The 19,982-nt window shown below is 69.3% G+C and carries 19 protein-coding genes; 2 read left to right on the top strand and 17 right to left on the bottom strand.

The window, feature by feature from the left end:
* Positions 1-50: 50 nt before the first annotated feature.
* The 16 genes from IF83_RS33460 to IF83_RS0128555 form a co-directional block, all read right to left on the bottom strand.
* On the bottom strand, positions 51-233 hold the full coding sequence (locus IF83_RS33460) for a hypothetical protein (protein ID WP_107046911.1): 183 nt from the start codon (positions 231-233) through the stop codon (positions 51-53).
* Between the two features lie 6 nt (positions 234-239).
* A complete protein-coding gene (locus IF83_RS35690; RefSeq protein ID WP_030549152.1) occupies positions 240-1,568 on the bottom strand; it encodes a conjugal transfer protein TrbL in 1,329 nt (442 codons plus the stop codon).
* Between the two features lie 30 nt (positions 1,569-1,598).
* Positions 1,599-1,868, bottom strand: coding sequence for a DUF6112 family protein (locus IF83_RS0128620; RefSeq protein WP_051723506.1), 270 nt, complete (start codon positions 1,866-1,868; stop codon positions 1,599-1,601).
* A gap of 131 nt (positions 1,869-1,999) precedes the next feature.
* Complete coding sequence (locus IF83_RS0128615; RefSeq protein ID WP_030549147.1) at positions 2,000-2,266, bottom strand: DUF6112 family protein; 267 nt, start codon at positions 2,264-2,266, stop codon at positions 2,000-2,002.
* Positions 2,266-3,903 carry a M23 family metallopeptidase gene (locus IF83_RS0128610; RefSeq protein WP_030549145.1) on the bottom strand — a complete coding sequence of 546 codons (1,638 nt, stop codon included), beginning with the start codon at positions 3,901-3,903 and terminating at the stop codon, positions 2,266-2,268. The genes IF83_RS0128615 and IF83_RS0128610 overlap by 1 nt, the downstream gene beginning before the upstream one ends.
* A 13-nt stretch (positions 3,904-3,916) precedes the next feature.
* Entirely contained in the window at positions 3,917-4,606 is a 690-nt protein-coding gene (locus IF83_RS0128605; RefSeq protein ID WP_030549144.1) for a hypothetical protein, read from the bottom strand.
* Positions 4,607-4,658: 52 nt separating this feature from the next.
* Entirely contained in the window at positions 4,659-5,678 is a 1,020-nt protein-coding gene (locus tag IF83_RS0128600) for a ParB N-terminal domain-containing protein (protein ID WP_030549142.1), read from the bottom strand.
* Positions 5,675-6,556 (bottom strand): hypothetical protein, encoded by an 882-nt coding sequence (locus IF83_RS0128595; protein ID WP_030549140.1) that lies wholly within the window; start codon positions 6,554-6,556, stop codon positions 5,675-5,677. The genes IF83_RS0128600 and IF83_RS0128595 overlap by 4 nt, the downstream gene beginning before the upstream one ends.
* A gap of 92 nt (positions 6,557-6,648) precedes the next feature.
* Positions 6,649-7,056 carry a hypothetical protein gene (locus IF83_RS0128590; RefSeq protein ID WP_030549138.1) on the bottom strand — a complete coding sequence of 136 codons (408 nt, stop codon included), beginning with the start codon at positions 7,054-7,056 and terminating at the stop codon, positions 6,649-6,651.
* Positions 7,053-7,763: a helix-turn-helix domain-containing protein gene (locus IF83_RS0128585; RefSeq protein ID WP_030549136.1), complete on the bottom strand. Its 711-nt coding sequence runs from the start codon at positions 7,761-7,763 to the stop codon at positions 7,053-7,055. Before IF83_RS0128585 ends, IF83_RS0128590 begins: the two co-directional genes overlap by 4 nt.
* A complete protein-coding gene (locus IF83_RS0128580; RefSeq protein ID WP_037681890.1) occupies positions 7,760-8,674 on the bottom strand; it encodes a bifunctional DNA primase/polymerase in 915 nt (304 codons plus the stop codon). The genes IF83_RS0128585 and IF83_RS0128580 overlap by 4 nt, the downstream gene beginning before the upstream one ends.
* On the bottom strand, positions 8,674-9,771 hold the full coding sequence (locus IF83_RS0128575) for an ImmA/IrrE family metallo-endopeptidase (RefSeq protein ID WP_030549132.1): 1,098 nt from the start codon (positions 9,769-9,771) through the stop codon (positions 8,674-8,676). Before IF83_RS0128575 ends, IF83_RS0128580 begins: the two co-directional genes overlap by 1 nt.
* 220 nt (positions 9,772-9,991) lie before the next feature.
* Positions 9,992-10,882: a helix-turn-helix domain-containing protein gene (locus IF83_RS0128570; RefSeq protein ID WP_208605954.1), complete on the bottom strand. Its 891-nt coding sequence runs from the start codon at positions 10,880-10,882 to the stop codon at positions 9,992-9,994.
* A gap of 355 nt (positions 10,883-11,237) precedes the next feature.
* On the bottom strand, positions 11,238-11,795 hold the full coding sequence (locus IF83_RS30815) for a GbsR/MarR family transcriptional regulator (protein WP_051723505.1): 558 nt from the start codon (positions 11,793-11,795) through the stop codon (positions 11,238-11,240).
* The gene (locus tag IF83_RS0128560) at positions 11,792-13,408 is read right to left on the bottom strand and encodes a hypothetical protein (RefSeq protein WP_158711127.1); all 1,617 of its coding nucleotides are present in this window, start codon (positions 13,406-13,408) and stop codon (positions 11,792-11,794) included. Before IF83_RS0128560 ends, IF83_RS30815 begins: the two co-directional genes overlap by 4 nt.
* On the bottom strand, positions 13,408-14,334 hold the full coding sequence (locus IF83_RS0128555) for an ABC transporter ATP-binding protein (protein ID WP_030549124.1): 927 nt from the start codon (positions 14,332-14,334) through the stop codon (positions 13,408-13,410). The genes IF83_RS0128560 and IF83_RS0128555 overlap by 1 nt, the downstream gene beginning before the upstream one ends.
* Positions 14,335-14,556: 222 nt before the next feature.
* On the opposite strand from IF83_RS0128555, the gene mobF reads away from it, so the two are divergent.
* Positions 14,557-18,123 (top strand): MobF family relaxase, encoded by a 3,567-nt coding sequence (gene mobF, locus IF83_RS0128550; RefSeq protein ID WP_030549122.1) that lies wholly within the window; start codon positions 14,557-14,559, stop codon positions 18,121-18,123.
* 21 nt (positions 18,124-18,144) lie between these two features.
* On the opposite strand, the gene dprA is transcribed toward mobF, so the two are convergent.
* Positions 18,145-19,149, bottom strand: coding sequence for a DNA-processing protein DprA (dprA, locus tag IF83_RS0128545; protein ID WP_037681875.1), 1,005 nt, complete (start codon positions 19,147-19,149; stop codon positions 18,145-18,147).
* Between the two features lie 210 nt (positions 19,150-19,359).
* On the opposite strand from dprA, the gene IF83_RS0128540 reads away from it, so the two are divergent.
* Positions 19,360-19,707: a hypothetical protein gene (locus tag IF83_RS0128540; protein ID WP_037681871.1), complete on the top strand. Its 348-nt coding sequence runs from the start codon at positions 19,360-19,362 to the stop codon at positions 19,705-19,707.
* Positions 19,708-19,982: the final 275 nt, after the last annotated feature.

Raw genomic sequence — 19,982 nt, 5'->3', positions numbered from 1 at the left:
CCCCGACTGTCGCCCCGCCCACGCCGGCACAGCGACCGCCACCAACCCCATCAATAACGGCACCACCCTGCTTGCCCGTTACCGGGACACGCTCCTAGCAGCGTCAGTCCGCCGATGCCGAGGGTGATGAGTTGAGAGACGGAGAGGCCGAGCAGTACCCCGCGGCGGGTGAGCCTGCTGAACTTCATCGGCGTCAGCTCGCTACCGGGCGTCTTCTGTTTCGTGGTGGGCATGGCCGGTCACTCCTTCCCGTCGGGCGGTGGTGACGGCTGGGACGGCGATGGGGTGCGCGGCTGCGGCGTCGAGGGTGGCGGGGGCGTCTGCGACGGCGGGGTGCCGCCGTTCTGCCCGCTCGCGGCGTCCGCGGCGGTCTCGGCCTGACCGGCCAGCGCATGCCCGGCCTTCGGCCCGGCCTCGGCGGCGTCCTTGGCGACCTTCGCGCCGACCACGACGGCTGCCGCCGGTCCCGCGCCCGCGGTGGAGGCGCCGGCTTCGGCGCCCACGGCTTCGCCGCCGGCCGCGACTGGCGCTTCCGCTGGGGCCGGGGACGGCGGAGGCGTGCCACCTGATCCTGCGTCCGAGCCGCCGCCGTTGGGGTCTTCGAGAACCTTCTTGGGTTCGCCGCCGCCTTGGGGCTTGGACGGGATCGGGATGGGACGGTTGAGGGCGTTCTTGGCCTCCTGCTCGGTGCCCATCTGCTGGTACAGGTCGAACCCGACGAAGGAGACGAAGCGGTAGACCATGTAGGGCGCGAAGGCCGCGATGCCCATGAGCACGATGCCGGTGATCGGTTCGGTGACGGCGGCGATGTCCAGCTCGATCGGGGTGGCGATCTGCGTGATCGCCAGCAAGAAGATGACGACGAGCACGAGCTTGCTGATGATGAGGGCGATCACGAACGCCGCCCATTTCCCGATCCACCCTTTGGTGGCGTCCCAGGACGCGCCGGCGAACGCGATCGGTGCCAGCACCACGCCGACCAGCAGCAGCGCCTTGCGGATAAGCAGGCTGAACCAGACGATCGCGACGGCGGCGATCATCAGCCCGGCCAGGAAGATCGTGACGATCGCGCCGACGCCGGGCGCGGCGATGTTGATGCCGCTCAGCCCGGCGGCGAGCAGGATGATCTTGTCGCCCATCGTCTCGGTGGTCTCGCCGGATGCCTGGATGATGCCGATGCAGAGCTGGTCCACGATTTCCAGCGCGAGCGCGGTCAGCGTGACGACCACGAACGCGCCCAGTACCGATTTCGCTGCGCCGAGCGCGGCGCGGGACAGTGCGGTCGGGTCTCGGCGTATCAGCCCGGTGATGAGTTGGAGGCAGAAGAAGATGAGGACGAGGAAGACGCCGATGCCGAAGATCAGGTTGTAGACGCTGGTGAACCCGTCCGTTTGGACATCGACCAGCGTGGTTGTGTCGAACACGGCCCACATCGCTTCGATCAGCCAGCCGGCGGCGCCGCCCATCGCCTGGGCGAGCCAGTCGAACGGGGCGGCCACGACCGTCGCGGCGGCCTCGCCGGCCACGTCGCAGACGGTCGAAATCACTGGAACGTCGCAGACACCCATCACGAATCTCCTGCTGTGTGACCGGCGGCCCTATACGGCCTGGCCGACGTTCCAGAAGAAGTTCACGAGCGTCACCGCCGCGCCGCAGATCACCGCGGCACCGCAGGAGATGAGGACGCCCAGCTTGCCCCTGCCCGCCAGATGCGGGTTCGAGCTGTTGGCGCCGTAGGCCCACACGATCGCGCTCACGATCAGGGCCAGGACGGACAGGATCAGGCCGACCGTCATCACGGCGCCGACGATGGTGCGGAGCTGTTCGATGCCCGGAAGGCCGTTGCTGTTGGGGTCAATGTCGATCACGGCGGTTACTCCCTCGCTTGGGCGGATGGCTTGTGGCGGCGAGGTAGGCCGGCGAGCGACTGGACACCGGCGAGCGCGTGAGGGCATGAGAAAGACCTGCCCACACGGGCGGACCTTTCTCGGTACGGAGGTCAGAGCTGGTTGCCGAGGGCGATGAGCCAGTTCACCCATGCGACCCCGGCGCCGGCGAGAGCGGCGGCGCCGACGCCGACGAGCACCCCGACCCGGCCTTTGGAGGCGAGGGCGGGGTTGCCGTGCGAGGCGCCGAACGCCCAGCAGATCGCGGAGACGATGACCATGAGCACTGCGACGATCAGCACGATCGTCAGCAGGGCGCCGATGACCTGTTTCAGATCGCCGATGCCGCCCAGCCCGTCGAAGTCGGGGAACACTCCCATCACGCACCGCCGGCTCGGACGGTGATGTGCAGGTGGTCGAAGTGCCCGCCGGTCACGTTGCCGGGGTCGTGCATCCCGCCGCCGTTGTAGGGGCGCCAGCCTTCGGCGTCGCGGGCCAGGGACCATATCTTGCCTTGCCAGATCAGGTACTCCACGCCCAAGACCTCGGCGTGGTCTTTCAGCCAGTTCGTGAGCGCCCATCCGCCTTCGAGCTGCGCGGGCGTCGGGTACTGGCCGATCGCGTTGCCGAAGGTCACGTCACAGGCGCGGCCCAGCGGGTGTTCGGAGACGGTGCCGGGACGGGGCGAGTAGCACGCCCACGAGGTGTCGGGGAAGGCGGCGCGGGCCTGGGCCATGACGTGCGCCATGCGCGCGGTGATCTGTCCGCTGCTGGTGGGGTCATCGACCATCTGGTCGGGGTCGCCGTCCAGCGGTGTCGGCGCGCCCGCGGTGCCGCCGGAGCATCCGTTGGGGCTGCCGACCGTGGCCTCGGGCAGGTCGGCCGCGTTGTGGTCGTTGAGCCACTTGGCCGCGTCGACGGCCTCGCTGTTGGTGCCGCCGGGCCGGACCTCGAAGTGCAGGTGCGGTCCCGTGCTGTTGCCGGAGCTGCCGACATCGCCGATGTGCTGGCCCGCGGTTACCCGGTCTCCGGCCGCGACGTGGATGCCGGACTGCCACATATGGGCGTAGGCGGTCGCCACCACCTGGCCGTCGATCTGGTGCTCGATGACGATGAGCCCGCCGTAGCCGCCGGAGAACTCGGCCACGGTCACGGTGCCGTCCGCGGCGGCGAGGATGGGTGTGCCGTCCGGTGCGGCGAAGTCGGTGCCGGTGTGGAATGACGGCTCCCCGGTGATCGGATGGATGCGCGGCCCGAACTCGCTGGTGAGCACCCAGGTTCCCTCGGGGAGTGGGAACACGACTCGCGAGGACTCGGCAACCGGACCCGCCGCCAACGGGGAGGTCGCCGGTCCGGGCGCACCCGCCGCGCCGGTGAGGGCGTCGAGGATGCGTTCGGCGACCGGCTCGTAGTTGCGGTAGCGGTCAGGGTAGGCACTGACCTCGACGGCCTGCGCAGCCTCGCCGGGGTCCATCTGCGCCCAGCCGGGAATGTCCAGCAGGCCCCGCGGCGAGGGATAGTTCGGGCCATCGGGTCCGCCGTAGAACGCTCGGGCCTGATAGGTCGTGTCCATCAGCTCCGCGACGGTTCCCCAACCCGATTGCGGGCGCATCTGAAACAAGCCGAGGGAGTCGTGGTCACCGCCGTTGCCGTCGTTGGGGTAGTTCGCGGACTCGGGGTAAGCGCCCGTGTTGGCGAGCTGGCGCAGGGTGCTCTCGGTGAGCGCAGCCATCAGCGCGATCTTGATACCGGGCCGGCCTACACCCTCGATGCCGCCGCCGACCGTGATGATCGTCGCCGCGTGCGTGAGCTGCTGCCGGTTCAGCGAGAACGTGGTGCCGTCCTGCGTGGTGACGGTCAACGATTCGGGGACGTTGCCCACGGTGACGCTGCCGCCGGGGACGGCGCAGTTCGCGGCGGCGGGATTCATCAGCACGCCGATCGCCAGCAGGACACAGGCAGGGCCGAACAGGACGAAGGCGAGTCCGAGGATGAGGATGAGGAGCTTCTTGACCACGACGCGCCCTCTGTCATCGCAGCGGGTTGTCGAGCTGCGACAGGCGCAGCAAATGACACAGGCCGGTGCGGAACTCCGGTGCCGGAGGTGGGCAGGCCAGGAAGACGGTGAAGGCCACGGGGTGCTCACTGGTGACCGTCTCACCGTTCCAGACGCCCTCGCGGTGCCGGGTTCCTTCGATCGTGACCGCGGTCGCACCAGCGGGGAGCTGGCCGGGCTGGGCCTGCTCGACCGCGGTGTCCCATGCCTCGGGCACGAAGGAGGACTCGATGGTGAGGTGCTGGGTGGTGGCGTACTTGCGCAGCTCGATCCACGCCTCACGCGAGGGCAGATAGGACGCGATGTCGGCGGCAAGGCCGGCCTGCTCGGTTCCGGACGGATCGCCCACCGCGAGGATCACGCTGGTGTAGTCCAAGGGCATCAGCCCCGAGCCGGTATCCCACGCGAACAGGGCCTCGGCGACGTTGCGGGCGAACTCGTCGGGATCACTGGACAGCATGACCTGCGGCAGCCGCGGCGTGTCCGGCCCAGTCTGGCCCGGCGCGGTGACCGTGGGGTCCGGTCCGGGATCGGGAGCGGTCGGTCGTTGCGGGCCGGCGATCAGCCCGTAGACGCCGATGCCGACCAGGATCAGCAGAACGAGGCCGGCGGCGATCACGGCGATCAGGCGGCCACGGGACCAGGAGGCGGGATTCGTCTTCATATCGCCAGGTGCTCGCCGCCCCGAACGACGAGAGCGACGGCGGCGGCGCGGATCAGAGGGCGCGCAGCAGCGGCCGGCCCGCCGACTCAGAGGCGGCGGTGGTGCGGGCGGTACGGAGCTGGTCGGCGAACTCTGTGGTGCCCTCGACGGCGGCGAAGAACGCCTCGGCCTGCTCATCGGTGAGCTCGACGGCCAGCTCGTCCACGTCGTAGTGGGTCCACCACCCTTCCAGGTCGGCCCAGGTCAGCACGAACGCCCGCACCGGGTACCGGGCCGGCCCCTCGTCCTCGGCGGCGGGACGACGCTTCGGTGTGGCCGGCTTCGTGGCCTTGCTGGTCTTGGCGGCGTGGACGCGGGCAAGGGCTTCGTCGGCCAGCTCGTGCAACCGCCGGTCCCGGTCGCTGTCGGCCTCGGCTTGGGTGTCGCGGAGGCGCTGGAAGATCGGGTTGACCGCCGCGCCGGCCTCGATCTGCGCCAGCCCATCGCGTGCATGGATGCGGATCGTCTCTGGGGTGTTCCGGTCGTCGGCCAGGTGTTGCAGGTAGCCGATCTGTTCCAGCCGGCTGTAGGACGCCGAGCCGGTCACCATCCACGCCGCCTGTGTCCGAGCGTCCCCGAGCTGGTGCGAGTCCGATGGTCCCGCCGAATCGGCGGGACCATGCTGTCCCGGCTCGTGGCCCTCGTGGAACTGGGTCTTGGCCTTGCGGCGGGCGGCGTCCTCGGCCATGAGTTCCTTGATCTCCCGGTACAAGGCGGCGGCCTCGATCGGGGTGAGCGGCTTGTGGAGCTGGTTGTCGTCCTGCTCGGCCAGCAGATGCCCCAGCCGGTCCGAGATACCGGAGCGGACCCACACGCTGACGCGGCGCCAGCCGAGCTTCTTGATCGCCGCCAGCCGGCGCGCCCCGCACACCAGCACCCCGTCCGGGGTGATCGTCGGCGGCTGCAACAGCCCGTCCCGGTCGATCGACGCCGCGAGCGCGTCGATGTCGCCCAGGTCCGTGCGGTGCCGGTTGCCGATCGTGATGGAGTCCACCGCCCGCTCCAGCTCGATGTGCCCGGCCGGTGCGCTCATCCCGCACCCCGCGCCTTCGTGGTGCCCGGTGCAGCCAGGGAGAGGGTGAGCACGAGGTCGTCATCGCGCAGCAGCACCGGCAGCGTCTCGCCGATCAGCAGCCGCAACAAGATGCCGCGTCCCGCGCCGGTCGCCGCGAGCGCCGGGTCCGGGCAGCCGAGCAGGGCGCGCAGCAGCACCGCCCAGGAGCGTCCCGGAAGGTCGATCAGGGCTCTGGCGTGCTTGTCGCGTCGCAGCGTCTCGTAGGCGGTGTGCCGGTTCCCGACGCGGGTCAGCGCCACGCAGACGTGCTCCACCGCCGAGTGTGCCGTGCCCTCGGGCCAGTCCAGCAGCATCAGCAGCGTGATCGCGTCCTCGACCGCCGACGCCGCGGTGGTCGCCGCCGGCTCGGCGGGTGCCTGCTCCGGGGCGTCGTCGCGGTCGTGGGCGTCCTTGATCTGGAACGCGGCATGGTAGTCGCTCAGGACGTTCTCGCGGTCGGAGAGGCGTTCGGGGTCGTGGAAGATCGAGTAGCGGGGCCGGCGTGCCTGGTGGGTCGAGCACAGCAGCCCTTGGCCGCGTTCCTCGGCGATGCAGGTGATCCGCACCGCGTGCGTGATGACCGCCCACGGGTCATCGGCGGTGCGGGCGGCCTTGGTGCGCATCACGTCAAACGCCGCCGACGCGGCCTCCCACGGATCGAGCCGGTGCTTGTGCGCCAGCGCCGCGTACTTCTCGGCCGCGAACGCCATCAGCTCTGCCGCCACCGGGTCGTGCTCCCAGGCGCGCTGGCCGGCGGCGTGCAGCCGTTTCAGCAGGGCACGCAGGCCCTCGCTGGTGCGGTAGTCCTCAGCGGGCCGGCCGCTGGTCTCGCTCATGGTGCTGGTGTCGTTGGTCATGGTCTGGGCACCTCCCAGCGGCGAGGTGCACCCGCAGACGACTGCGGGTCTCGCCTTCTTGGAGTGGGCACCCATGACTCATCACCACCCGGCTACCTCATCCCGACCCCGGAGCGGCGCGGTCCCTGCTCGGCACCGCCGCGACGGCCGAACGCGCTCAGCGGCGGCAGCCGCTTGGCTCGCTCGGCGACCCAGCGCGCGCCCTTCTCGATCGGGGCGCGGACGTGCCGGTTCATCTCGGCGGTACGGTCGATGCCCCGGCGAGACAGCGTGCCGCCGCCTTGGGCGATCAGGTCGGTCGGGCGCACCCAATCCACGCCCCGGCCCCGTACCCGCGCCAGCTTCTCCTTCGCCGCCTTGCGGGACTCGGCGGCCTTGACCGCATCCGGCGTCCCCGCGGCGTCGGTCGCCTCGGCCGGGTCCGGGTCGTTCCGCGCAGGCGGCGGCTCGGGCTCGGGGTGCTGGCGATGCTGCTCCCGCATCCGGTCCTCGTCGTTCATGGCAGAGCTCCTTCCATCTCTGGCTGCGACCCGGAGGGGTCCGCCTCATCGGACTGGTGAGCACGAGGCAGCCAGCGGCCCACTGTCGAGGGATGCACGCCCAGGTGCCGGGCGATGGCCTTGTTCGACCAGTCCTGCTCGCGCAGCTCTGCCGCCAGCGCCCGACGATCCGGCCCGCCGTCCGCGTCCGCAGCGGTGACGCCTGCCTCCGCAGGTGGCGGGTCGAGAGGTGCCGCCTCGCGCTGTGGCTGGGCGGTGATCGGCTCGACCGCCGGCGGCAGCTCGAGCGCAGGAGTGGGACGTGCGGTGGCGCGGGTCAGCACGACGGTCAGATGCGTGATCGCCAGCAACACGACCGGCGGCACAGCAGCGACCGCGGCCGCGAGCGGGCCAGGCACGTCGGCGTCGGCCGCGACCACCGCATGCAAGCTGTTCGCCGTCACCGACACCGCGGCGCCGCCGACCAGCAACGCCCACGGATACCACGCCGCCCGCTCACCGGCGAGGGCCACGACGGCGACCGTGGAGACCACGATCACGCCATCGACGATCAGCGGCCACGCCCACGCCTGCCCGGCCCCGATCCCGGAACGGCGGGCAAGGTCGGCCAAGGAGGTGAAACTGAGCCAGAATGCGCCGGCGGCGATGAACACCGTCCCGGCGACCGAGGTGATGACCGCCCACCGGCGGCCGCGCAGCTCCTTCATGACAGCCCCCGCGTAGCGGGCGCCCGCCGCCGCACGTTGCCGCGAGCGAACTCGGCCGAAGGCCATGCGGCGGGACGGTCCCGCCGGGCTCCGGCGCCAACGCTGCGATAGGCGCTGTGGACAGTGCGGGCGATTTCCCGCTCCCCGAAGTCCGATTGCGCGGCCGTCACCATCGCGTCCAGGGCATCCGTGAGCGGCACCCCGCCCTCGGCCAACCGGCAGGAGGCCCAGAACAGTTTCAGGTTGCGGTCGGTGGCCTGCCGGCCCAGCCACGTTGCCAGCCGCTCCGCGTCCTCCCGCCGCACCGGCCCGCCGGTGCGCGGCCGGGGCGCGGGGCGAGGATCGAGAAAGTCCCGCAACCGGCCGGCATCTATCGGCCGAGCAGCACCGGCCGCGACCTGCTCGATCCGGTACGCGGTTCGCACGCCGCTGAGCCGCAGCAGCGAGGGCGGGGCGATGATGTAGCCGCCGTCGCCGCGGCAGTCGACGCCGACCTTCCCGGCCTGCCAGGATCGTTGCCCCTGGTTCGGGTCGGCTGGGAAGTAGGCGTGCTGGCCGCTGGTGGGCGTGCGCACGACCGCCAACGGCTCGGGGATCAGCCCGGCCCGCGCCGCCCGCGCATAGGCGGCATACCCGTTGACGCCGTGCACATCCACGTCGATCACGACCAGCCCGGAGGCGGCGCCGGTCGGGATGCCGATGTTCGCGGTCGGCCGCGACCGCCACCATCCCTCAACCCGGTCCAGGTCGACGCTGGCTTCGTGGAACCCGCGCTCCGGGATCGGCCGCTTCCCGCCGGGCGCGCAGGGGAACACCGGCACCCCAGCACGCGCCAGCTCACGCGCTGCGACCGGCAGGGGCGCCCCGTCGAGCTGACCGAACACGGCGGCAGCCGTCGCGGCGGCGACCATCACAGACCTCGTCCTGAGCCGACCGGAGCCGCCGGCGTCTCCCGTTCCGGCAGCGACTCGACCCGGCGCGGCGCCTGCTCTGGCGTCTCCTGAGCCGGCGGCGTGTGCTCCGGGCCGTCCACCCGCAGGGACAGCGGGTTGCCGTTGCCGAGCTGCGGCGTGTCGAGCTTGTCGAGGATGTCGAATGCGGTGCTGCGCACCTGCTCACCCGTGGCGCGCACGACCGCCACCGGGTCTTTCCCGTCCACATTGGTCGCCCATCCGGCGACATACGGGATCGTGTAGTCGCTGGTGTCCATGCCGTGCGCGGCGGCGATCATCAGCGCGACCGACTCAGCCCGCACCTCGCTGATCCCGCGATGCTCGCGGGCGTCGTCCTGCCGGTTCGGGCCATCCAGCCGGACGTGCGCCAGCTCGTGCGCGAGGGTCTTGACCTGGGCGGCCGGGTCCATGTCCGCGCAGACCATCACCTGACGGGTCTCGAAATCCGTGCAGCCGTTCGCGCCCCGCTCGATGCGGTCGCGGGGCATCCGCAGCACCTCGAACCCCAGCGACTCCGCCTGCCCGGACAGTCCCTCCCACAGCCCGGCCGGGGCTTCGCCTTCCAGCAGCCTCGGACGCGGCAGCTCGGGAAGCGGTGCGCCGTGCGTCCTCGACACGTCCCACACATAGGCCGGGACGACGCTGACGATCCGCCTGCGCACGACCTCGCCCGGTCGCGGCTTCTCCCACTTCCCCAACCGGCGCCACGACGCCGGATCACGCGGAGTCGCCGATGCGAACCTCGCCTTGACCGGACCGCGAATCCGATAGCCGCCGTCCTTCTCCGGCCAGCGGCCCATCTTCCGCCAGTCGTTGTACCCGGCCACCCACGTCGGAGTCGGAGTCGGCACCCGGCCCTGGTCGTAGGCTTCGAGATGCTGCGCCCAAATCAGCAGCGTGTTGTTGAACGAGCGGGTACGGAACCTCGCCGCGAACTCGATCGTCCGCCGCCAGTCATCGCCCGACACCAGCTCCTCGACCGAGCGCACGATGCGTTCTTCCAGCGCGTCGAGCGTCGCCTGCCGCGCCGCCTGCTTGTCCTCGTTCGCAGCCATCGTCTGAGCTCCCTCCGCCAGGGCCACTCCGAGAGGGAGCAACCGTGCGACCGCGAGGTACGCCGGGAGGATCAGGAAGACGAGACGGACGACGGAACGATGCTGGCGACCGCCAGGCTCCGCAACGAACCCGACGAGTCCTTACCGGACTATCAGAGGGAGGAGCCTTGGGGGGAGGCGAGTCTCGATCCTGCGGATATCACCGGTAGAGATGCGTTCTTCACCCGGTCGCCGGCGCGGCCCGTTCACAGCTCAACGTCCGGTAGTGGCTCGGTGTGATCCCCACGCTACGTCGGAACTGACGGGAAGCGAAGTCAGGATCAGCCCACCCGACGTCATGTGCGATCCTGGCGATCGGCGTGTCTGTAGTGCGTAGAAGTGCGGCCATCCGCTCGGTGCGCAGCATCGTGAGGTATGCAATCGGCGACTTCCCATACGCCTCTACGAACACCCGGCCGAGCTGGGACTTGGACAAGTGCACGGCTCTGGCCAGCTCCGTCACCGACCATCGCCGCGCCGGATCTGCGCGCAGTAGTTCCGCGACCCGCTGAGCTTCGACGCGGAGTGGAGCAAACTGTCGATGCCGAGGTGCGGCCGGCCAGGTGGACGTGCGCTCCGTCGAGGATGTCCGAACCGGCGAGGTCCTGACGAAGGGTGCGATCACGTGGGCGACACTGAACCACAGCGCCTGTGTGCGGTAGAACGTATCGACGGGTCGGCTCTGCACGCTCAGGGCAACTAGCTCGTCTAGCCACGGCATCAGCATTCCGGCACGATCCTCACCGAGACGGAGAATCTGGGCTGGTTCGGTATAGGCGGTCTCTACGAATTCCCGCGCGTCCTGCCGATCCCGGAGGATCCCGACGTGCTGCCAGAAGACCTGGTCTACCACATAATCGGCGTCGAGGTAGATCGCCGTCATTGTGATGTGATTCTCCGGCTCGATCCCGCAGAGCGTATTCGCCCCGAAGAGTGCGACATCGCCGATGTTCACCGGCTTCTGACCGAACTCGCTGAGCAAGATCGCCGAACCAGACCTGACGACGGTTACCCTGACGAAATCGAAGGCAGTCGGGGCGATGGGTTCATGATGCGCGGTCGTGCGCGCCACGATTGGCCCCGAGGTGCAGGCGACACTCCTCGGTCGACGTTCTGCTTCCGTCGCGACCGGCGTTGTCATGGAACGCCTATTCCCCAGCTCTCCGGGAAACCGGCCTGGGGCTCCGGTCGGCAGCCGCAAGGCATCTGAGTTTCAGGACTTGTCTGGGCTATCGGGACCCAGGCAACGACCTAAACCCAGGTGAGCGCTAGATAGCCGTAGAGGGCCGGGGCTTCGACGGGGGAGGAGGAGGCGTTGCCACCTTCCGGGGTAATTCTCGTATCTGGGTGAATCCAGAGTGACCGGTTTCGTACCGTGAAAGCACCAATGCTGTCCACGAGGTACAGATGTCGACAGGACGCGCGCCCTAACCTTGTCCCGCACTGTTGTCGTGCTCCCGATCCCATTCGGCGAGCAGTGGCGGAAACTTCGCAATCAGGAACGCAAAGAACCGGCCCATGTCTTCGATCCGGCGCCGCGTCAGCTCGCCGCCGGGCTCGTCGAGGGTGTCCGTTTGGTGGCGGCAAAGGTCGGCCATGGAGCTGTAGAAGGCGGTGCGCGAGATGACGGCGCGGTACCAATCGTCGCGTGCGAGCGAGTAGACCTGTTGCCTGGCGCCCGGCATCGATCGCACTCGGATGAGGCCGACGGACTGGGCGTAGCTAACAGCGGCAGATATCGCTGCAGAGCCGACTCCAAGCTGCTTACGTAGCTGCGTCGTCGTCAGGCCCTCGGTGGGGTTGATGGTCAGGGCCATGAGGACGCGGGCAGGCATGCGGGGAAATCCTTGCGCGTGAAAGGCGCCGGCGACCTCCTCGGCGAAGCGACGGGCGCCGGCGGGGGGCATGTCGGCGTCATCGACGGGCACGAGCGGCCGATCCGCCTCGTGCTCGCCGTCTGCGGGGTTCTGGGTGCTGTCAGTCACGGGGTCAGGTCCCTTCGGGGGTAGCGAATGATTGCGGCTGCGGTGAAAGCCAGGGCTATGGCCGACATCCACAGCAGGGAAGCGAGGTTGGCGTCCGGCAGTGTGACGAGGGGGGTGTGAGCAAAGGGGGTGGTCGTCACGAGCCAGGCAGGCAGGTTCGCTCGTCCGCCGAACTCCGCGAAGAACACGCCGATCAGCACCAAGGTCCAGATCGTGGCGGGGGCGTGCCGTGGAAGGAGAGCAAACAGTAGGCAGGCGAGTCCGATGTAGACGCCGGCGGCCGGCAACTGGGCGAGGACTGCCATGAGGACGGAGCTGATGACCTCGCTCCAGGAAGCTCCCCAGGATAGGTAGACGATGGCTGCGCCGACCCATGAGGTAGCGATGACGATGAGCGCGGAGAGACCGGCGACCGTGATCTGCGATGTCATCCAGCGACCAGGACTGACAGGTGTCCCTCGGACGGTCTCGGTGTTACCGCTGATTTCTTCGCGTCGGGCACGCAGTATCGCCAGCACGCCGGCGATCGCAGCGGCCTCCGCGACGAAGAGCATGGTGTATCCGAGCAGCAGATCGTAGATCGGACCATCCTCACCGACCGTGGTGCGGATCGTGGCAGCGATCGCGGGATCGTCCTGTGCGGCGTCGCTGCCTAGTAGGGCGAGCGCGGCGGCGAAGGCACCGACGGCAAGACCGGTGGCCAGCATGAGCAGGCGGGTTCCGCGTTGAAGTCGCAGTGCAAGACGAAGGGGTGTGCGCAACGATGCAGTGCCATGTGCGCGTCCTGGACGCTGGGGGATCAGCGAAGCGCCGAACTGACGTGTGCCCTCTACGCGGAACGTCACGGCTACGACGGCGGCGGTGACAATGAGGAGTGCGGCGAGCGCACCGACGTGGACCTGACCGAAGGGGTTCATGACCTCGGTGAGGCTCAGCGGTGAGAACCACGCGATCAGATGAGGCGCTGCCTGGAGCGTGACGGGATCGACAGCGGAGACGGCGTCGGCGATCGCGCGGACCGTGTATGAGAGCGCCACGATTCCGAAGCCCGCGGCGATCGCTGCACGTCCGGTGGACAACATCTGACCACACAGCACGCCGATGGCCCCGAACGAGATGCCGATCAACGCGAGCGCGAGTCCCGCCCATGCGCTTCCCGCCGCTTGTGCACCGCCCAGGACGAAGCCTCCGAACAGTCCGACAGCGAGAACGACCTGCGCCACTGCTCCCGCGACGAGGTTCGCGGCCAGTCCGGAGACATGACTGGTCGCTGCCGCGCGCAGCAACTCAGTCGCGCCTGCGTCCTCTTCGGCGCGACCGTGCCGGACCGCGAACAGGACGCCAAAGACGGCGAACATCACGGCGAAGACCATGCCCATCTGGAAGAACAGGAACGCTCCGGGTTCCGGGCCTTGCGGCATGCCACGGCTGATGAGAAAGGCAGGGTTGTCAATCACGAGCCTCAGGGCGCTGACGCGTTCCGAGTGGCTGCTGTACGTGGTAGCAGTCGAGACCGCGCTGACGAGCGCCGCCACGAAGACACCTGCGGTCCAGATCGCGATCTGCCAACGATCACGGCGCAGCGCCGCGACCACGAGGATCCGGAGCGCCATCATCGATTGCTGGCCTTCTCGGCAGCGAGGTCGTCCCCGTAGTGCTGCATGAACAGGTCCTCAAGCGACGTGGGGGCGACCACCAGGTTCCGGACCTTGAGTTGCGACAGGATGCCGAGGACTCTATCTGTATCGTGAGGCTCGACGCTGAACGACAGTGTTGTCTTGTCGTGGCTCAGGTCGGTGCCGACCGCGCGCAGCTCCTGGAGGCGAGCCTCGTCGACGTCCGCCTCCACCGTGTACCGACTCGCCGTCAGATGCCGTAGCTGCTCCAGGCTGCCGGTCTCGACCGTCCGGCCACGGCGGATGATCGAGAGGCGGTCGGCAAGCTCTTCGACCTCGGCGAGGATGTGACTCGACAGCAGCACCGCTGCTCCATGCTGCGCGACACGGGCAACCTCCTCCGTGAACCGCTGCTCCATCAGCGGGTCCAAGCCCGACGTGGGCTCATCAAGGATGTACAACTCGGTCGGCAGAGCGAACGCCGCAACCAGAGCGACCTTCTGCCGGTTCCCCTTCGAGTAGGACCGGATGGGTTTACTCGGGTCGAGTTCGAACGCCTCAATGAGACGCTCCCGATCCGAGGCCGCTGGATCACCGCCGCGCAACCGGATCAGCAGGTCAATTGCCTCGCCCCCGGACAAACTCGGCCACAGGTTCACGTCCCCCGGCACGTACGCCAGCCGGCGATGCAACACCTCAGGGTCGTGCCACGGGTCGCGTCCGAACAGGAGCACGACCCCACCGTCTGGCCGGTACAGCCCCAGCAGGACACGGATCACCGTCGACTTGCCTGCGCCGTTCGGTCCGAGCAGCCCGTGTACTTCACCTGCCTGCACCTCCAGGTCTAGGCCGTCCAGCGCGGCGGTACGACCGAACGACTTCCGAAGTCCGGCGGCATGGATCACATGGTCAGTTCCGGTCATGATATGAGCCTACCAGAACGTTCACAAATTGCTGAACGCTGTAGGCCCGCGGCTTCTCGCAGCTCTGCCCGGAGGCGCGACACGGACAGGGTGCCTGGTCACGCGGCGCCAGGAGCGCCCACACGTCTTTCAGACGAGGCGCGACCGTCCCGAGCCGCATCGGATGCGACCGGCCTCGCGGGCTCACCTGCCCTCCGAACGTCGGCGGAAGGAGCAGCCCAGGTGACGGTTTCGATGCGCGTGATGAGCGCGGGCGATGGCTACAAGTACCTGTTGAAGTCCATCGCCGCGGGCGACGGCGATCGCTCGCTGTCCACGCCGCTGACTCGCTACTACGCGGAGGCGGGCACGCCGCCGGGCTTCTGGATGGGCTCGGGGCTGGGTCGTCTCGGGCACGGCGAGCTGGTCGAGGGAGCGCAGGTCTCAGAAGCTCAGCTCGCGCTGTTGGTCGGGATGGGCCATGACCCGATCACGGGCGAGCCGCTGGGCCGCGCCTACCAGCAGTTCGCGGCGATCACCGAGCGGATCAAGCAGCGCGTCGACGCCCTCGACCCCGAGTTGGGGCCGGCGACTCGATCGCAGGAAGTGGCCGCGATCGAGGCAGAGGAAGCCGAGCGCGGCACTCGCCGTGCGGTGGCGGGCTATGACTTCACGTTCAGCGTGCCGAAGTCGGTCTCCACGATCTGGGCGGTTGCGGACGCGGGCACCCAAGCCCTGATTGCGGACGCTCATCATGTGGCGGTTGCAGAGCTGGTTGCGTTCCTCGAACGCGAGGTTGCGACCACCCGCGTCGGTGCAACCGGCCCGGACGGCGCGGTTGCGCACGTCGATGTCGCCGGGGTTGTGGCCGCGGCGTTCGATCATTACGACAGCCGCGCCGGCGACCCGCAGTTGCACACCCACGTCGTCATCAGCAACAAGGTCCTGACCGTGCAGGACGGGCGTTGGCGGACCCTCGCGGGCCGGCCGATGCACGCGGTGGTCGTCGCGGTCTCGGAGCTCTACAACGCGGCCCTGGCCGATCAGCTCACCCGTGTCCTCGGCGTGGAGTGGGAAGCGCGCGAGCGAGGCCGGGATCGGAACCCGGCCTGGGAAATCGAGGGCGTGCCCGACGAATTGGTGGCCGAGTTCTCCACCCGGTCCCGGCACATCGAGGCCGAGAAAGACCGCCTGATCGCGGAGTACGTCGCCAGGCACGGTCGGCAGCCCTCCGCGCGAACGGTGCTGAAACTGCGGGCGCAGGCGACGCTCGCGACGAGGCCGGAGAAGCAGGTCCGGTCACTGGCCGACCTCACCCGCGAGTGGCGGCAACGCGCCGGCCGGGTGCTGCGCCGGGACCCGAATGGCTGGGCGCGCACGCTGACCACGGCGAACGCGCAGGCGCCGCGGCGGGTGTTGCGCGACGATGATGTGCCGTTGGATGTGGTGCATGAGGTTGGGCAGACCGTGATGGAGGCGGTCGGTGAGAAGCGTTCGACCTGGACTCGCTGGAACCTGCATGCCGAAGCTTCCCGGCAGTTGATGGGGTGGCGGTTCGCCAGCATCCAGGACCGGGAGGCGATCACCGGGCTCGTGGTCGATGCCGCCGAGCACGCTTCGCTGCGGTTGACGCCGCCGGAGCTGGCGTCGAGCCCGTTGCAGTTCCGCCGCGTGGACGGCACCTCTCGGTTCCGGCCGCACGCCTCGACCCTGTTCTCATCCGAAGTCCTGCTGGCCGCCGAAGACCGACTCCTGGCCCGCTCCGCCGCGACAACGGGACCGACCGTGCCGTTGGATACGGTCGAGAGGATCGCCCGCAAGCCCGACGCACGCGGCCGGGTGCTCGGCGAGGATCAGGCCACCGCCATCGCGGCGATCGCGGTCTCCGGTCGCGTCGTGGACGTGCTGGTCGGCCCGGCCGGGGCCGGGAAGACGACAGCGATGAACGGGCTCCGCAGGGCGTGGGAGAAGGAGCACGGCACCGGCTCGGTGATCGGGCTCGCCCCCTCAGCGGTCGCCGCGCAGGTCCTCGCCGATGACCTCGGCATCGCCACGGAGAACACGGCGAAGTGGTGGCAGAACCACCTCATGTACGGGACCACGTTCACCACCGGGCAGCTCGTCATCATCGACGAGGCGAGCCTGGCCGGCACGATGTCGCTGGATCGGCTCACCCACGAGGCCGAGAAGTCCGGCGCGAAAGTCCTCCTGGTCGGCGACTGGGGCCAGCTCCAATCACCGGGCGCCGGCGGCAGTTTCGCCATGCTCGTGCACGATCGCGACGACGCCCCGGAGCTGACCGATCTGCACCGCTTCACCAACGAGTGGGAGAAGACCACCTCGCTGCAGCTCCGCCACGGCCGCGCTGAGGCGATCGACACCCTGATCGAGCACGGCCGGATCACCGGCGGCGACGAGGAAGCGATGATCGACGCCGCCTACACCGTATGGCGGGCTGATCTTGCCGCCGGGCGCGCGTCGATCCTGGTCACCGAGACCCACGCGACCGTCATCGAGCTGAACACCAGAGCGCGGGCGGATCGGATCATCGACGGCACCGTGAATCCCACCCGCGAAATCGCCCTACACGACGGCACCGCGGTCTCGGAGGGCGATCTGGTCATCACCCGCGAGAACGACCGGCGGCTCCGCAACGGCCGAATCTGGGTCCGCAACGGCTCCCGCTGGACCGTCACCGGAGTTCGCGAGGACGGGTCGGTCAGCATCCGCCCGGCCGGGCGCAGGTTCGGCGGCGGGATCGTCCTGCCGGCCGACTACGTGGCCGAGCACCTGGACCTCGGCTACGCGATCACCGCGCACCGCGCCCAAGGGGTCACCACTGACACCGCGCACGCGGTCGTCACCGCCACCACGACGCGGGAGAACTTCTACGTCTCCATGACCCGCGGCGCCCACAGCAACCACGCTTACGTCGCCGTCGACCGAGAGGACGCCGAACACGCGGTGCCGCATCCCGGCGACAACCCGAACGTCACCGCCCGCTCGATCCTCTACGGCGTGTTGCAGCACATCGGCGCCGAGCTATCCGCGCACGAGACGATCACCGCCGAGCAAGACCGCTGGGGCTCGATCGCCCAACTCGCGGCCGAGTACGACACGATCGCGCAAGCCGCCCAGCACGACCGCTGGGCGACCTTGCTCGCCGCGTCCGGCCTCACCGCCGAACAGATCGAAGACGTGCTCGGCTCCGACGCCTACGGCGCACTGTCGGCCGAGCTGCGCCACGCCGAGGCCAACCACCACGACCTCGACACGCTGCTCCCGCGGCTCATTGCCGCGCGGAGCCTGGACGATACCGACGACATCGCCTCCGTCCTCCACGCCCGCGTCGCGCGCGCCACCGCCCGGCCCGCCGGCTCCGGCCGCACTCGCAAGCCCCCGAGGCTGATCGTCGGACTGATCCCGCACGCCGGCGGGCAGATGGCCGAGGACATGCGGCAAGCCCTGAACGAGCGCCGCGAGCTGATCGAAGCCCGCGTCGACGCCGTGCTCCGTGGCTCCCTCACCGATGAGGAACCGTGGACGGCCGACCTCGGCACGGAACCGAGGGGCGAGAAGCAGAAGGCGGCGTGGTGGCGCGCTGCCCGCACGATCGCCGCCTACCGCGACCGCTACGGCATCACCGACGACCGGACCCCGCTCGGCCCGACGCCGGAGAGCACCAGCCAGAAGATCGACGCCATCCGCGCCCGCGCCGCCCTCAACCGTGCCCAGGCGATCGCTCACGAAGGCGCGACGGCTGATGCGGCGCGGCCAGCGACCACATCACGCCCCGCACCGAGCTTGTGAACCGTCCAGCGATGGCCGCCGTCAGAGAGAGCGCCCCGGCGTGCCCGGCGACGGGCGCCGATGCCCGAACTCGCGTCCGACCTCGGGCCGCGTCACAGTCCGGTTCGGGGTTCTGTCGGCGTCGAGCAGGTCGATCACGTCGCTTGGCTGAGTGACGAGTGAGGCGAAGCCTTGCCTGATGAGTTCGTTCGGCCCCGCGCTCGCCACGCTGGTCACCGGGCCAGGCACAGCGCCGACGCCCCGGCCGAGTTCGCGTGCGGCGAGGACGGTAGTCATCGACCCGGACCGGGAACCGGCCTCGGGGATCACGGTCGCACCCGAGAGCGCCGCCAGCAGGCGGTTGCGAGACAGGAACCTATGCCTGGTCGGCGCGGCTCCGGGCGGCAGCTCGCTCACCAGCAGCCCGACATCTCCGATCCGGTTCAACATCTCGCTGTGCCCGGCCGGGTAGGGGCGATCCAACCCGTTCGCCAGGACCGCGATCGTCTGACCGCTCGCGGCGAGCACGCTCTTGTGCGCGGCCCCTTCGATCCCGTAGGCGCCGCCGGAGACGACGACTCGTTCCTCATCGGCAAGACCTGTCGCCAGCTCGCCTGCGACGTGCTCGCCGTAGGAGGTCGCGGCGCGTGAGCCGGTGATCGTGGCCCGATCACTCAGCGCCGTCGTCAGGAACGAGACCGCGCCGCGTGTCCACAGCAGGTACGGCGCACGATCGCTCAGGTCGTTCAGCCCGGCGGGCCATTCCTCGTCGGCCGGGATGAGGGTGCTGAACCCGTGCCGCTCCGCCTGCGCTAACTGATCCGGCAGGCCGGGCGTGATCCGCGCCGCCACCCGTTCGCGCCACATCAACACGTCAGCGCGTGCCAGGCCGGGCACCTCGGCGTCGGACTCGACCAGCCGCAGCGTCTCGACCCCGCCGTGACGGGCCAGGACGTACCCGGTGATCCGGTCGTTCGGCTCGGCGATCATCGACAACGCGACCCGCGCCATCCGCTCACCCTGCACCTGCTCCGCCAACGTGGCCATGATCGATGTCCTCTCGCTCCAAGGTCACCGACGAGGTACACGCCCGCCTGCCGATGGGGTTCCCTCTGTCATAGGACAGTCGTAAACTCGGTAGCGAGGCAGGTTCAGCAAACTACGCGGGTCCTTCGGGACGGCCCCTCGCGGGCACTCGGTTCATAGCCGCCTCTACGACGGAACACCGTCGCGCTATGACGAGGAAAGAGGCCCGCAATGCTCCGCACGTCCGTGGCGCTCAGCGCACGAGGCTATGGCGTACTCCGCTACGCACCCACGAATCTGCTGCTGAACGCGATCCACACACGGCGCGGCCTGAAGTGGGGCGTCCCCGCGATGCTGCTCGCCGGGGTCTACTTCTACGCCGCGGCGATCTGCACCACGATCATCAACGACGGCGGCCCCGGCTGGCTCTACCTGCTGGTCCTGCTGTTGGTCTGGAACGCCTTCAAGTTCCTCTGGATCGGCCCCGTCAGCCTGGTCCACCTCGTGCGGCGCAGGCGCCAGGAGCGTGTGGGAGGCTGCCGATACGCTCGGACACGCCGGCAGGCTTCTTTGACCTGACTCCCGCGCCCCTGGGATGATAGGAGGGTGAACGGCCTCTAGGAGCACGCCTGCTCGTGCCGGAACGTACGAGTCGAAGGAGTGCTGATGGGTGCAAGGACGATCCACCCGTTCCCCGCCAGGATGGCGCCGGACATCGCCATCGACCACCTGGACTCCACTGCAGACGAGTCGGAGCTAGGAGCGTGTCTCAGTAACGGGCAACCCGCGTGTAGCTCGTGATCATTCATGCGGGATGATCCTGGTATGCGTGATGGGGATGGGCTGTTCGAGGT

Source organism: Streptomyces albus subsp. albus (genome assembly GCF_000719865.1).
GTDB classification, from domain to species: domain Bacteria; phylum Actinomycetota; class Actinomycetes; order Streptomycetales; family Streptomycetaceae; genus Streptomyces; species Streptomyces albus_E.
This window is presented reverse-complemented; position numbering and strand designations above follow the sequence as displayed.